The following is a 14,866-nucleotide window of genomic DNA, read 5'->3' as shown; positions in this document are numbered from 1 at the left end:
GGACGCCGTTACGCCGTACAGACCAGGTCTCTAATCTGATACCTGATGACCGAAACACGTGGCACCCCGGCGGGCAGTTCCGCAGCCGAAAGTCTGACCGATTGGCTCTCGGCGCGCAGTGACGCCGAGTTGACGGAGTTGCTGCGTCTGCGCCCCGATCTGGCCGTACCGCCGCCGAGCACGATGGTGGTTCTCAGCGGTCGGGCACAGCAACGCGCGTCGGTCAGCCGAGCCGCGGACGAACTCGACACCCTCGATTTCGGTCTTCTCGAATTGTTGGCACTGGCCGGCGCCGAGGAAACTCCGATGACGCGGGCGGAGCTCAACAGTGCGATCGCCGAACGCGCCCTGACCGGCAAGGGCAAGGTCACCAAGAAGGCCGTCGACAAGTCTCTGTCGAAGATGCGCGCGTCCGCCCTCATCTGGGGTGTCGATCCCATCAGCGTCGTCCCGGCAGTCATCGGGATGATTCCGTGGCGTGTGGGGCGCGCCCTCGAACCTGCCGAGGCGATGACCGAGACCGAGATCTCGGCTGCGCTCAACGCTCTGGACACCCGCGAGCGGGATCTCCTCGAGACACTCGCCAACTCCAGCCCGATCGGTCGCACCCGCGACGCTGCCCCCGGAACGCCGCCAGAGCGCCCGGTTCAACGACTGCTGGCGGCCGGCCTGCTGCGGTGGCTCGACGAGCAGACCGTCGAGCTTCCGGCGACGGTTCGTCAGGTCATCCGCGGCGAGCCGGTTTTCGATCCGACGACGCTGACCGAACCTGTCATCGGGGGCGACAAACTCAAGCCGGCGGACGTGAACGCCGCAGCAGCCGGCGAGGCGCTCGAGTTGGTACGCCAATGCGAGAACGTGATCGCTGTTCTGGGCGCAGCGCCGGCCCCCGCACTGCGAGCCGGTGGGCTCGGTGTTCGAGAACTACGACGCGTGGCCAAGACGGCCGATCTCGACGAAGCGCGCGTGAGCCTACTTGTCGAGTTGCTCTCGGCAGCCGGACTCATCGCCAGTGGAACACCAGATCCGGCGCCGGTCTCGGACAACGCGGACGAATACTGGACGCCCACGCTCGCGGTCGACGGCTGGCTGAACGCATCCACAGCGCGACGGTGGGAGGTCCTGGCGTCCGCCTGGGTCGACGTACCTCGAGTCCCGTGGATGATCGGGCTGCGCGATTCCACCGACAAGCCGATCGCGGCGTTGTCCGAGGAGGGCCGCGCTCCGGCGGCTCCGCGAGATCGTCAGGCCATTCTCGGGCTGCTCTCCGAACTCGACAGCGGCCAGACCGCGTCGGCCGTCGAGGTAAGTCGACTACTGGCGTGGCGACGCCCGCGATGGAGCGGGCGCCTACGGACGTTCGCGATCGAGCGGACTCTGGACGAGGCCGCCGCGCTCGGGCTGGTGGCCCGCGGCGCGTTGTCGTCACCTGGACGAGCTTTGCTGCACGGCGGGGACGCCGAAGCCGAAATGCAGTCCGCCCTACCCGAGCCCATCGACTACATCCTGGTCCAGGCAGATCTGACTCTGGTTGCGCCCGGCCCGCTGGTACCGGACCTGCTCGAGCAGGTGAGCCTGGTCGCAGACATCGAGTCGGCCGGATCGGCGTCCATGTACCGCATCAGCGAGGACAGCGTGCGTCGTGCGCTCGACGCCGGTCTGACGGCCACCGAACTGCATACGATGTTCGCTTCGAAATCGAAGACTCCTGTCCCCCAATCACTTTCGTATCTGGTCGACGATGTCGCCCGTCGACACGGACGACTGCGTGCCGGAGTGGCGGCGTCGTTCATTCGATGTGAGGACGCGTCACTGCTGGCGGAGGTCCTCGCATCCGCAGTGGCCGAGCCGTTGGCACTGCGCGCCTTGGCTCCCACCGTCGCGATTTCGCAGGCCCCTCTCCGCGAAGTCCTGACCGAGCTGCGAGCCGCCGGATTCGCGCCGGCAGGTGAGGACTCCTCGGGCACGTTGGTCGATCTCCGCCCACGCGGGGCACGTGTACCCAACCGTCGCAGCCGACCGGCGTCGAGGATGCCGGCGAGCCCGTCGGCGGATCAGCTGGCGTCGTTGGTCCGCACGATGCGGGCCGGAGACCGTGCTTCCGCCCCCGGCCGCGGCGGAGTGCGAACGGACGGTTCACGGGAGAACAACGCCGCCACCATCGCCTTGCTGGCCACGGCGGCCCGAGACAATTCGAGCGTCAACATCGGCTACGTCGACGCCCAGGGGGTCGCGACGCATCGCATCGTCGACCCCGTCAGCGTGGGCGGCGGACAGCTGGACGCCTTCGACCCCGCGAGCGGCGCGGTTCGCCGTTTCACGTTGCACCGAATTACTTCCGTCAGCCCCGTCGACTCCGGAAAAAAGTAGCAAAAAAGAAGCAACTGGCTTTTTTCTGTAAATGAAGTATGGTCGAGGTCAGTTTGTGATTGCCACTTCGAAAAATGAGGAGCGACAATGGCTGACAAGGCGCCGGGTAAGAACATGAAGAAACCCGCCCAGTCGATCAAGGAACGCCGCGCGGAGAAGCGGGCGAAAACTGCGGAGTCTTCCGAGTTCATCCGTAAGCGGAAGCGGAGCTGACAGCAAAGTCCAGAGAAGACGAGCTGATTGCGAAGCTGACCAATGCCTGCCTCTACCGACACCCTCGTGCACCTGCACGAAACGTTCAACCTGTTCAAGTCACGTAATCGAGGAACTGACGCACGCTCGCGCGGGTACGCAGCGGGCATGACCCTCGCTTCACTCTGCGTCCTCGACGAACACGCTCGGCAATCCGGAATACTTCTATCGGATTTACCGCAGAAAGAGAATCAACCATCGTGAAAAGAACAATCCATACCCTGGACCGCATTCAAACAAGACTCGAATCGGAGCTTGATTCCACTCCGGGTGATTCCGAAAAGAATATCGGTTACCGGTCCGGAATTTCCGAAGCTATTACTCATGTAATGGAAATGCGGAAGTCAGTGGTCGCGCAGAAATAGGAGACGCATCGATTAGGCGCTCACCCCAATAACTGCCGCACACCACCCATAAGAAAGACGACCTGGTCCTCGTAGAAGTCGGCAAGCCGCTCCGGCGCGAGCGGCTTGCCACTTCCGCTCCAATCGTCCGCCCGGCTCAACGCCTGGAGGAAGCCCATCAAGGCAATCGCCCAGCGAGTCTCGAGCCGTTCGGGATCGGTAGCAGGAAAAGTACGACGGACCTGGTCGAGAAGATGTTCACGCAAGTGCAGCTCGGTCGCCTCGAGGGCTGGATGGCCCGGTCGTGACATCTGCGGCTGCGAGATCTGCGTGACGATTCTGATCCATCGCATTCCCCGCGTGCGATGGCGAAGGAGCAATGCCTTGTAGGGCGCAGTGACGGCCCGTACCAGCGCCTCGACCGTCGGCGGCGTCTTGTCGGCGGAGAGGGCGTCGACGTTCGCGCTGATCTGATCTCGCACCGACGTTCCCATGTCCAACAGCACCGCTGCGACCAGATCGTCCTTGGTTCCGAAATGGTAGTGGACCGATGACGGCCCGAGACCGGCCGCGGCGTTGACCGAGCGCAGCGAAACTGCATCCAATCCCTCTGTCGCGAAAAGCCGTTCAGCAGTTTTGAGCAAACGCAGACGCGTCGCGTCGCCTTGACGGTTCTGCCGGGAGTCGGTCATACGAACGAGCTTCGCACGGGCTCGACAAACGTCTCAACCGTGGCGAACGCGGAGTCAGAGTGATTCACGGTGTGCTCGCACCCTGTTGTCGCGATCCACCCAGCCGTGGGCGCGTGCGTAGACCACCATCGCGGAGAACTTCTGTCTCCACTCGGTGTTTCCGATCCGGGCAGCGACGGCTTGCTCCAAGTGGCCGATGTCGAGCCAGACGTGATCCCCCTCGAGTTCCCCCCACGGTTCCAGTACCCGACTCAGAGTCTCGGATCGATCGTCGCCGCCAACGACGACCGAGAGACTGGTGAAGTCGTCGACACTGTTCAGTTCGACGGTCGAGGAGTCGGGGGTGATTGTGACGTCCAGTTGCATACCTCTTCAATACTCCTTCGGAAAGTACTTGGTTCAGTCGATCGACTTGCAACCACGATATCCGACGTCATTGCACCAGATAACGTTGAACTACAGGTGATTACAAATCTCCCACTGTGCGGGAGGCTCAACTTATTGGATCAGTTGATCCATGTTAGACATCTCGATCAGAGCGAGTGATCCAAATCACTCCCCTGTCGACAGGAGTTGTCATCGTGTGGTCCGCATCGTCCATCCGCTTCGGAGCCTTCCTCGCCCCGTACCATCCGCTCGACGCCGATCCCGCCCTGCAACTCAGACGCGATATCGACCTCATGACACACCTGGACCACCTCGGATTCGAAGAAGCGTGGATGGGTGAGCATCATTCGACCGGCGCCGAGATCGTGCCTGCCCCGGACATGTTCATCGCGGCCGCCGCAGAGCGAACCGAGCGCATCCAGTTCGGCACAGGCGTGACGTCTCTGCCCTATCACCACCCGTTGATCACGGCCGACCGCATCACTCAGCTCGATCTGCAGACGCGCGGACGACTCATCTTCGGCACCGGCCCGGGCAAGATCCCCCTCGATGCGCACATGATGGGCATCAACCCGTCGGACCAGCGTCGTCGCCAGGGCGAAGCGCTCGAGGCCATTCTCGCGTTGCTTCGCGGCGAGGTCGTCAACATGGAAACCGACTGGTTCACGTTGCGTGACGCACGTGCGCAACTGCCCACCTACCGTGCGGACGGCATCGAGACCGTGACAGCGTCGACGATTTCCCCCAACGGTTCGGTGCTCGCCGGCAAGAACGGCCTCTCCCTGCTCTCACTCGCGGCGAGTTCACCCAGCGGCTTCGACGCACTGGATCGCAACTGGGATGTGTACGAGAAGGTCTCGGCCGAGCACGGCCACCACGCCAACCGAGCGACGTGGCGTGTGGTCACTCCAATGTTCATCGCCGAGACCCGAGCGGAGGCCGAGCGCGCCGTGAGCCGACGGATCGGATCGATGGCTTCCTACGTGAATCGACAGACCGGCCAGAACCCGGCCTGGGCAGATACACCGGCCGGAGTCATCGATCAGTGGCGCAACGACACGCTCGGCGAGTTCGGTCAGGCGATCATCGGTACCCCCGAAGATGCGATCGCACAGATCGAGCGTCTGATCGAGAAGACGGGAGGGTTCGGCACGTTCTTGATCCTTCACGTCGACATGGCGAGCTGGGAGGACACCAAACGCAGCTACGAATTGTTCGCCTCCGAGGTGGTCCCGCACTTCCGGAAGCGAAATGTCGGGCGTCAGGCGAGCATGCAGTTCGCCGAGGACAACCGCGAATACCTGATCGGCGGGCTGGTCGGAGCGATCACCAAAGCCCATACCGACTACTACGGCCGGCCGGCCGAGACGGGAGCCGTGCGCGCATGAGGGCCGTCCGTTTCCAGCAGGGAGAATTCGCGGTCACCGAGATCGCCGACCCGCCGCCGTTGGCACCCCATCAGATCCGCATCGACGTCGTCGCCTGCGGGATCTGCGGCAGTGACCTGAGCATGTCGAAGGACCCGTGCCGCTTCGTTCAGGTCGCGCACGACGGGGGCTACCCGCTCGCCACCTTCGATCCGGACGCGCCAGTGGTGCTGGGGCACGAATACGCGGGTCTCGTCTCCGAGACCGGTTCTGCAGTAGACGATTTCGCGATCGGCGATCGGGTGGCCGGCATCGGCTTGGCCACCGACACCGCTACCGGGATCCCGACGATCATCGGCTACTCGAACGAGTACCACGGCGCGTTCGGCGATCACATAGTCGTCGACGCGTTCTGGGTCCGCAAAGTTCCCGACCACCTGTCACTCGAGCACGCCACACTTGCCGAACCTCTCCACGTCGGCGAGATGCATCTCCAACAGTCCGGCCTCACCTCGGCCGATTCGGCGCTCGTCATCGGTTGCGGAACGATCGGACTGGGCGCCATCGTCGCCGCGAAAGCGCGCGGAGCGCAGATCGTCATCGCGTCGGAGCCCTCCCCCAAACGACGCGAGCTCGCCGCGAAGATGGGCGCGGACATCGTCGTCGATCCGGCCGAGCAGGATCCGATCGAACTGTGGAATCGAATGATCGCCGAAGGCAACCAGCTTGTCGGCCAGGCCGCGAACGGAGTTCTGATCGCCTACGAATGCAGCGGTCGGGCGGGAGTCATCGGAGAACTGATGCACACTCTGCCGTTCAACTCGCGGATTCAGGTTCTGGCTGCGCCGTTCGGCGACGAGACGATCATTCCCGTCGTCGGGCAGTTCCGGAGGATCTCGATCAATTTCGGTCACGGTCCTTACGAGAATGCCTACGACATCACCCTGCAGAGGCTCGCCGACGGCGAGATCGACGCCGAAGCGATCATCACCGGCAGGGTCGGTCTGGATGGAGTCTCGGACGCTTTCGCAGCTCTGCGCGCACCCGACGAACACGTGAAGATCCTCGTGCTACCCGCGGGCCTCCCGGAATAGCGGTCGATCCTGCCCTGTTGACGTAGGGGTGCTCGCACTCGGGCACCTCTACTTCGGGCTGTGCGAGCGTCGCATGTTGGCGTCTGCGCCCCGATACCAGGACAATGGCAGGGTTGGCGTCAGCCGACAACGCGGCGCAACGCTCTGTGGCTGCCGCGTTTGCTTCACTAGGAGGATTCCGTGACCGACGGACCGTTGATCGTCCAATCCGACAAGACGCTGCTGTTGGAGGTCGACCACGAGCGCGCCGGCGATGCCAGGCAGGCAATCGCCCCCTTCGCGGAACTCGAACGGGCCCCCGAACACGTCCACACGTATCGCATCACTCCCCTGGCCTTGTGGAATGCCCGCGCCGCCGGACACGACGCCGAGCAGGTTGTCGACGCGCTCGTGTCGTACTCACGATTCGCGGTTCCACAACCGCTGCTGGTCGACATCGTCGACACGATGGCCAGGTACGGACGCTTACAGCTGGTCAAGAGCCCGGTGCACGGCCTCATCCTGGTCAGCCTCGACCGCGCAGTCCTCACCGAGGTGATGCGACACAAGAAGATCTCGCCGATGCTCGGTGAGAAGGTCGACGACGACACCGTGATCGTCCACCCGAGCGAACGCGGCCGCCTCAAGCAGATGCTGCTCAAGGTGGGCTGGCCGGCCGAGGACCTCGCCGGCTACGTGGACGGCGAAGCGCACCCGATCGATCTCGCTTTCGAAGAGGGCCACTGGGAACTGCGCGACTACCAGCAGATGGCAGCGGATTCGTTCTGGGCCGGCGGCTCGGGCGTCGTCGTGCTGCCGTGTGGCGCCGGCAAGACGATGGTGGGCGCCGCAGCGATGGCAAAGGCCAAGGCCACCACCCTCATCCTCGTCACCAATACCGTTGCCGGTCGTCAGTGGAAGCGTGAGTTGATCGCGCGTACATCGTTGACCGAGGAAGAAATCGGCGAATACTCCGGCGAGCGCAAGGAGATTCGGCCGGTCACGATCGCGACCTACCAGGTGATCACACGTCGCACGAAGGGCGAGTACAAGCACCTCGAACTTTTCGACTCCCGCGACTGGGGACTGGTGATATACGACGAGGTCCACTTGCTGCCCGCGCCCGTCTTCCGGATGACGGCAGATCTGCAGTCGCGCCGCCGTCTCGGCCTGACCGCAACGCTGGTTCGTGAGGACGGCCGCGAAGGCGACGTCTTCTCGCTCATCGGCCCCAAGCGCTACGACGCTCCGTGGAAGGACATCGAAGCGCAGGGCTGGATCGCGCCGGCCGACTGCGTCGAGGTGCGAGTGACGATGACGGACGCCGAGCGCATGTCCTATGCCGTCGCCGAACCGGAGGAGCGCTACAAACTGTGCTCGACGGCTCACACGAAAATTGCGGTCGTGAAGTCGATCCTGGCCAAGCACCCCGATTCTCCGACTTTGGTGATCGGTGCGTATCTCGATCAGCTCGACGAACTCGGCGAAGCCCTGAACGCCCCGGTGATCAAGGGATCCACCAAGAACAAGGAACGCGAGATCCTCTTCGATCAGTTCCGTAACGGTGAGATCCAGACGCTGGTGGTGAGTAAGGTCGCGAACTTCTCGATCGACCTTCCGGAGGCGTCTGTCGCCGTGCAGGTTTCGGGAACCTTCGGGTCGAGACAGGAAGAAGCGCAGCGACTCGGACGCCTACTGCGACCCAAGCACGACGGCGGTCAGGCTCACTTCTATTCGGTGGTCTCGCGCGACACTCTCGATGCGGAGTATGCGGCACATCGTCAGCGATTCCTCGCCGAACAGGGCTACGCCTACCGGATCACCGACGCCGATGACCTGCTCGGACCTGCAATCGGCTGAGCATTTCTGCAACACGTTGCAGAATTAAATGGACATACGTCCAGTTATCTGTAGAGTGTCCCCTGTCACAGTCGTGTCCATCGGCCGGGGGTCACCAGCACCATGCGCTCAGTTCCACGTCTACGGGGTCGGCTCGCCGGAACCATCTCGCTGCTGACTGCCGCCGTCGTCGTCGCCGCGACCGGCGTCAGCGCCGCGGCACCGAGTCCTGCTCCTACTGCGCAGAACTCGGTGTACGCACTTGCGAACGGTTGCTTCGCGCTGCGCACCGAGTCTGGTGATTTCGTCCGTCGTGACGGGTCGGCGTACCTCACCGACGTAACGAAAGCCGCAGACGCCGAACCGTTCCGGCTACATGCGGCCCAGTTGGGTCGATTCATGCTGTACGGCCCGGACGGGTCGATGCTCTCGCACGACGGCGCAGACTCGGTGCTCGCCACTTCCGAAGCAACTCCGTCCACCGACTGGACCGTGATGTCCACTGGCGAGTCCTTCGTTCTGACAGCGACCTCGAACGGCCGACAACTGATCTCGCGAGATTTGATGCTCACGATGTCCGATCCCGGTGACGTTCCCGAATCTGCGTTCACGCTGATCCCGCGCGACGGCTGCGCCGACTTCCCCGAAGCGGAGGTGGGCGCAAACGGCGTTCCGGGAGAAATCGGACCGAACGGTGAAGTCACCGGATTCATCGACACACACGTGCACATGAATGCTTCCGAGTTCATGGGCGGAAACCTGCACTGCGGCCGACCTTTCGATCCTCAGGGCGTCACCGCAGCGCTCGTCGACTGCCCGGACCATCAACCCGACGGGATACCGGCGCTCCTCGAAAACGTTCTGTCGTACGGCAATCCCTTCGAAACTCACGACACCACCGGCTGGCCGAGTTTCACCGACTGGCCGGCGCACGATTCACTGACACACGAGCAGACGTACTACAAGTGGGTCGAGCGGGCCTGGCGTGGCGGTCTGCGAATCTTCACCAACCTCTTTGTCGCCAACCGTGTCCTGTGCGAGCTGTATCCGAGTAAACGAAATCCCTGTGACGAGATGGAGACCGTCCGGATCCAGGCGCAGCAGACACGCGAACTCCAGGACTACATCGACGCCCAGTACGGCGGTCCCGGCCGGGGTTGGTTCCGCATCGTGAGCTCCCCTGAACAGGCCAGGCAGGTGGCCGCCGACGGAAAGCTGGCCGTCACCCTCGGGGTGGAGGTGTCCGAACCCTTCGGTTGCTCTGTGCGCAACGGAATTCCGCAGTGCACCGAGGACGACATCGACCGCGGCCTGGACGAGTTGTACGACCTCGGTGTCCGGCAGATGATCGTCACGCACAAGTTCGACAACGCCCTCGGCGGTGCCCGTTTCGACGGCGGCGTCACCGGAGTGGCCGTCAACATCGGCAACTACCTGGGCACCGGGGAGTTCTGGCAGTCGGAACCATGCACCGGCGTTGCCGAGGACAATGTGCTGCCCACCAAGGTCGACGGCGCACAGAATCTTCTCGCGGTACTCCCACCCGGAGTGACGCTTCCGGTGTACCCCTCTGGTCCGCAATGCAATTCGCACGGCCTGACCGACCTCGGCGCGTACACGATCCGAGGTTTGATGGACCGAGGGATGATCGTGGACATCGATCACATGAGCGTCAAGACCGCCGAAGCGGCTCTCGATATTCTCGAAGCTGCGAACTACTCCGGCGTCGTTTCCAGTCACAGCTGGAGCGACCCGAGCCTGTACAAGCGGATCTACGCACTCGGCGGATTTGTCGCCCTGTACGCCGGACAACTCGACGCATCGGACGAAAAGCCCGAAGAGCGTGGGTTCATCGACCAGTGGCGGGACGCACGGGCGATGCGAAGCGAGAACTACTACTTCGGTTTCGGCTACGGCGCCGACACCAACGGCTTCGGGCCGCAGGCCGCACCGCGCGGCGACGCCGCAGAAAATCCGCTGCAATATCCGTACACCGCCTTCGACGGCACGGTCATGGACCAGCAGCGCGCCGGCACCCGGGTTTTCGACGTGAACACCGACGGCGTGGCGCAGTACGGGATGATTCCCGACTGGATCGCGGACATGCGCATCGCCGCGGGAGCCGACGGCGACACCATCATCGAGGACATGAGCCGCGGCGCCGAGGCTTACCTGCAGATGTGGGAGCGCGCGCGAAACTAGCTACGCTGGTGGACGGTCCCCGGGCGATCGGGGGCCGGTCCTAGATCGTCCGGCACCACCCGAAGGAATTTTTCGTGGCTGACTTCCAGTTCACCGTCGACAAGGCTCACGCCAAGTCGGTCAACGACACACTGGCCGATGTACGCCGCCTGCAGATTTCTGCGGTGATCTTCGCGATCGTCCTCGCCGCGGTCGGGGCCTGGCTGATCAGCATGGGCGAGGTGTGGTCCATCATCATCGGCGCAGTCCTCGCCATCGGTGCGGCCAGTTCCCTGTGGGTTGCCGTGTGGGCACCTCGCAAGGTGGGAAGCGTCGAATCTCTGTATGCGGACAACCCACTGGTTCCCGCGATCGTCACCGAGGTTCACCCTCGAGCGGCGACCTTGACGGCATTGATCGACATCGCGAAGCCGGCGGCCGGAGCACCGCAGTACGCGCTCGTCAGCCGCAACGTTCGACTCAATCCGAAGTGGCGAGTCGGCGACCGCATTCCGTCGGTCGCACTGCGTTCGGATCGTTCCACCCGCAGCAAGGCTGACACGTGGCAGATGGTCAGTCCCATGCCGATCGAGTGGGGGACCAAGGACTCGGCAGTGCTGGCACGCGCGATCGCTGCTGTCAGTGCGAGCGAGTGGAACTTCCTGCAGAGCCGGATTCCCGATTCCGAAGAAGTTCGCACCCACCCCGATCGCCGGGTTCTGATCAACCCGGCCGATCTTCCTGACTCGCTGCGCTAGCCCCAACGATTACGCGAGCGCGGGCAGCACTTCCTTCTCGAACATCTCGATTCCCGACGTGTCGTACGCGGCCTCGGGGAAGTAGAAGATTCCGTACTCGAGTCCCTGCGCCTCGAGCGCCGACAGGTTCTCGATGATCTGCTCGGGCGTACCCACGGCAGGCATTCCGCGGAACGCATCGAGCGACGCATCGGCGGCAGCTTCGCCGACCAACGGCGTCAGTCGGGCCTTCAGTGTCTCCAACCGCTGAGCCACCTCGGATTCCGTCGCGCCGATGGCCACGTTGTAGTTGGCCGAACGGACGATGGCGTCGAAATCGGTGCCGACGGTGTCGCAGTGCTTCTTCAGGATTTCGGACTTGTGCGCGAAGCCGGCCGGGGTGCCGTCGAAGTTCGTGTACTGCGCGTACTTGGCCGCGATCTTGAGTGTGACCTTCTCGCCGCCACCGGCAACCCAGATGGGAATTCCGCCCTCTTGCAACGGAAGTGGACGGCACAGCGCTCCGTCGACCTGGTAGTACTTGCCGTCGAGCGTCGCGCTGCCGGTCGACCACGCCTGCTGCATGATCTGGATTCCTTCGTCGAGGCGGCCCAGACGCTCACCGGCAGAGGGGAAGCCGTAGCCGTATGCGCGCCACTCCTGCTCGTACCAACCGCCGCCGATGCCCATCTCGACGCGTCCACCCGTGATGAGATCGGTGGTCGCGGCGACCTTGGCGAGGTACGCCGGGTTTCGGTAACTCATGGCGGTACACATCTGGCCCAGTCGGATACGCGAGGTCGACGCACCGAGTGCGGCCATCAATGTCCACGCCTCGTGAGTCGCTTCTTCCGTCGGCTGGGGAACGGTGTGGAAGTGGTCGTAGACCCACACCGACTCCCACGGCCCTGCCTCCGCGCGCAGCGTGAAGTCTCGCATCACCTCCCACTGCTTCGCGGGGTCGATGCCGACCAGGTCCAGACGCCAGCCTTGAGGTACGAACAGTCCGAATCGCATGTAGCGAGCCTACCTACAGTTTCCCGACGCGCGACCGGGGTGACACCCGCGGAGAGTAGACCGGAATGAAGCGGAACATCATCGCCGCGCCGGCGAACGACGTCGCGCCCAGAGCGGCGAATGCCCACCCGAGTGGGAGCACCGCGGCGAGTAGACCGATCGCGAGCGGCCCACCGAACATGTCGGTGTCGTGAGTCAATCGCCATGCAGCGAGGAACTCGGCGCGTTCTTCGGGCGGGGCGATATCGGCACCGAGGGTCATGATCACGCCGTTGCCCAGCCCGTTGCCGATCCCCATCACGACAGCGACCACGGTCAACCCCACTGCACCCGTCGAGAACGGCAACAGTAGGTACGACACACCGATCACCGTCAGCGAAGGCACCGCGACCAGCCTGCGGCCGTATCGGTCCATGATGTGTCCGGCCGGGTACGAGCACAGCAAGTCCACGGCCGCACCGATACCGAAGATCACACTCACCTGGGCTGCATCCAATCCGAGGTGCAGTGCCCACAATGGAAGAACGGCCTCACGCGAAGTGCGGGCGGCGCCCATCAGAAGGGAGCCTGTCCCGAGCGTCGACAGAGCGGCACGATGACGGCGAAGGATCTCCGGGAGCGTGACGTGTCCGTGATCGCTGTTGCCTGCCTGCACCTTTCGTGGCGGGTCGGGAACGCGGGCCATCAGCGCCCCGGCGAGCACGACGCCCACCAACTGGACGAGGAATCCTCCGCGCGCTCCCACCAGGAGAATCACGCCGGCCCCGATGAGCGGTCCCAGGAAGAAACCCAACCGCCACATCGCGGCGAACGACGACATTGCTCGGGCCCGTAGACCGAGTGGCACGGTCTCGGCGAGGTAGCTCTGCCGCGCAAGGCCCCACACCGCATTCGCCAATCCGGTCAACAGTGCGCCGATACCGAGCATCCACGGAGTCTGTGCAAGGAGACAGATCACCACTCCTGTTGCACCCAAGGAACTTCCGCCGATGATCGACCTGCGCTCACCGAAACGCGACACGATCCTGCCGGCGGGGAGGTCACCGAGTACGGCGCCCAAACCACCGAGTGCAACGATCAGGCCGGCGACGGCAACCGAGGCACCCAGGTCGCGCGCGGTGACGGCCATGATGGGGGCAGCCGCACCCTGACCGATCCCGAAGATCGCCGCCGGTACGAAAACCGTTGTGACCAGTGGCTTGAGACCGGCAATCGCCGGCTGTTCCTTGGGCAGTGTTTCCGTCACGCGCTCACTTCTGCCGCGTCAGCGGCCCGCGAGAACCGATTCGCCGGACGATCGAGGCCGTAGTGACCCCGCAGGGTGGATTCCGTGTATTCGGTCCGGAAGAGCCCACGCGCCTGCAGAATCGGCACGACCCGGTCGACGAACACCTCGAGCCCTCCGGGCAGATAGGGCGGCATGATGTTGAAGCCGTCCGCGGCGCCCTTGTCGAACCATTCGGTCAACTCGTCCGCGACCTGCTCCGGTGTCCCGGCAAATGTCCGATGCCCACGGCCACCCCCGAGTTTGCCGATCAGTTCACGGACGGTGAGGTTTTCGCTCTCCGCAAGGTCTTTGACGAGCTGGTATCGACTCTTGTTTCCTTGGATGCGATCGATGTCCGGCAACGGGGGCAACGGGGCATCCAGCGAATGCTCGGTGAGGTCGACGCCCACCATGTTCGAGAGTTGGCGCAGCGAGTACTCAGGTGAGATGAGATCCGTGAACGACTGCTCCAGTGCCTTGGCTTCTTCTTCCGTATCCGCGATGAAGGGAACGATGCCTGGCAGCACCTTGATCTCGTCGGGACTACGCCCGTACTTGATCAGCCGCGCTTTGAGGTCGGTGTAGAAATCCTGCCCCTGCTCGAGTGTTCGTTGAGCGGTGAACACGGCCTCGGCATACTTCGCCGCGAAGTCCTTACCGCTCTCGGAGGAACCGGCTTGCACGAGCAACGGACGTCCCTGTGGAGACCTCGGCGAATTGAGCGGGCCAGCCACCGTGAATCGTTGACCGTCATGGTCGATGCGATGGACACGATCAGGATCGGCGAAGATTCCGGTCTCTTCGTCCAGGACAACTGCCCCCTCTTCCCAGCTGTCCCAGAGTCCGAGCGTCACGTCGAGAAACTCCTCGGCGCGCTCGTAACGACCGCTGTGCGTCGGTACCGCATCGAGGCCGAAGTTCGCGGCCTCGTCGGCGCCGGCCGACGTCACGATGTTCCACCCGCCTCGTCCACCACTGATGTGATCGAGGGAAGCGAACTTCCTTGCGAGAGTGTACGGATCGCTGTAACTGGTCGACGCGGTTGCAATCAGTCCCACCTTGTCGGTGGCCGCAGCGATCGCCGACAGCAAGGTGACGGGTTCGAAGATCGCCTGGGTGTTGTACTTGACCCGCGGGCCGACTGCTAGACCGTCGGCGAAGAACACCGAGTCCAGCTTTCCACGCTCGGCGATTCTCCCCAATTCCTGGAAGTGCTTGACGTCCAGGAGGTTGGCCGCGTTTGTGCGTGGGTGGCGCCACGCCGCCTCATGATGGCCGACGCCCATCAGGAAGGCGTTCAGATGAAATTGTCGTTCGGACATGAGTTCGCAGAATCTTTC

12 protein-coding genes are annotated in these 14,866 nt (G+C 63.6%); 7 read left to right on the top strand and 5 right to left on the bottom strand.

The window, feature by feature from the left end; genetic code table 11:
- The first annotated feature begins 45 nt into the window (after window positions 1-45).
- Window positions 46-2,370 (top strand): helicase-associated domain-containing protein, encoded by a 2,325-nt coding sequence (locus tag ABH939_RS03475; RefSeq protein WP_099698053.1) that lies wholly within the window; start codon window positions 46-48, stop codon window positions 2,368-2,370.
- An 87-nt stretch (window positions 2,371-2,457) separates the two neighbouring features.
- Complete coding sequence (locus ABH939_RS03470; RefSeq protein WP_007733507.1) at window positions 2,458-2,583, top strand: hypothetical protein; 126 nt, start codon at window positions 2,458-2,460, stop codon at window positions 2,581-2,583.
- 424 nt (window positions 2,584-3,007) lie between these two features.
- Here the strand turns inward: ABH939_RS03470 and ABH939_RS03465 are convergent, their stop codons facing one another.
- Window positions 3,008-3,658 (bottom strand): TetR/AcrR family transcriptional regulator, encoded by a 651-nt coding sequence (locus ABH939_RS03465; protein WP_075834174.1) that lies wholly within the window; start codon window positions 3,656-3,658, stop codon window positions 3,008-3,010.
- A 54-nt stretch (window positions 3,659-3,712) separates the two neighbouring features.
- The gene (locus ABH939_RS03460; protein WP_064073975.1) at window positions 3,713-4,024 is read right to left on the bottom strand and encodes a hypothetical protein; all 312 of its coding nucleotides are present in this window, start codon (window positions 4,022-4,024) and stop codon (window positions 3,713-3,715) included.
- 215 nt (window positions 4,025-4,239) lie between these two features.
- Between ABH939_RS03460 and ABH939_RS03455 the strand changes: the two genes are divergently transcribed.
- The 5 genes from ABH939_RS03455 (at window position 4,240) to ABH939_RS03435 (ending at window position 11,263) form a co-directional block, all read left to right on the top strand.
- Entirely contained in the window at window positions 4,240-5,433 is a 1,194-nt protein-coding gene (locus ABH939_RS03455; RefSeq protein WP_047271186.1) for an LLM class flavin-dependent oxidoreductase, read from the top strand.
- On the top strand, window positions 5,430-6,506 hold the full coding sequence (locus tag ABH939_RS03450; protein ID WP_404649331.1) for an alcohol dehydrogenase catalytic domain-containing protein: 1,077 nt from the start codon (window positions 5,430-5,432) through the stop codon (window positions 6,504-6,506). Before ABH939_RS03455 ends, ABH939_RS03450 begins: the two co-directional genes overlap by 4 nt.
- Before the next feature lie 180 nt (window positions 6,507-6,686).
- On the top strand, window positions 6,687-8,345 hold the full coding sequence (locus tag ABH939_RS03445) for a DNA repair helicase XPB (protein ID WP_003940219.1): 1,659 nt from the start codon (window positions 6,687-6,689) through the stop codon (window positions 8,343-8,345).
- Window positions 8,346-8,447: 102 nt separating this feature from the next.
- The gene (locus ABH939_RS03440; RefSeq protein WP_081558299.1) at window positions 8,448-10,526 is read left to right on the top strand and encodes a peptidase; all 2,079 of its coding nucleotides are present in this window, start codon (window positions 8,448-8,450) and stop codon (window positions 10,524-10,526) included.
- Window positions 10,527-10,600: 74 nt separating this feature from the next.
- A complete protein-coding gene (locus tag ABH939_RS03435; protein ID WP_007733514.1) occupies window positions 10,601-11,263 on the top strand; it encodes a DUF3239 domain-containing protein in 663 nt (220 codons plus the stop codon).
- A 9-nt stretch (window positions 11,264-11,272) separates the two neighbouring features.
- On the opposite strand, the gene ABH939_RS03430 is transcribed toward ABH939_RS03435, so the two are convergent.
- The 3 genes from ABH939_RS03430 to ABH939_RS03420 are packed head-to-tail and all read right to left on the bottom strand — an operon-like array spanning window position 11,273 to window position 14,848.
- Window positions 11,273-12,259: an LLM class F420-dependent oxidoreductase gene (locus tag ABH939_RS03430; RefSeq protein WP_404649330.1), complete on the bottom strand. Its 987-nt coding sequence runs from the start codon at window positions 12,257-12,259 to the stop codon at window positions 11,273-11,275.
- A 13-nt stretch (window positions 12,260-12,272) separates the two neighbouring features.
- Window positions 12,273-13,505: an MFS transporter gene (locus tag ABH939_RS03425; RefSeq protein WP_404649329.1), complete on the bottom strand. Its 1,233-nt coding sequence runs from the start codon at window positions 13,503-13,505 to the stop codon at window positions 12,273-12,275.
- Window positions 13,502-14,848, bottom strand: a complete 1,347-nt coding sequence (locus ABH939_RS03420) for an LLM class flavin-dependent oxidoreductase (RefSeq protein WP_007733520.1) — start codon at window positions 14,846-14,848, stop codon at window positions 13,502-13,504. The genes ABH939_RS03425 and ABH939_RS03420 overlap by 4 nt, the downstream gene beginning before the upstream one ends.
- Between the last annotated feature and the right edge of the window lie 18 nt (window positions 14,849-14,866).

Source organism: Rhodococcus sp. 27YEA6 (assembly GCF_044908235.1).
Taxonomy (GTDB): Bacteria; Actinomycetota; Actinomycetes; order Mycobacteriales; family Mycobacteriaceae; genus Rhodococcus_F; species Rhodococcus_F qingshengii.
Note: the sequence above shows the minus strand (reverse complement) of the source record. Positions and strands in the feature narration are given on the sequence as shown.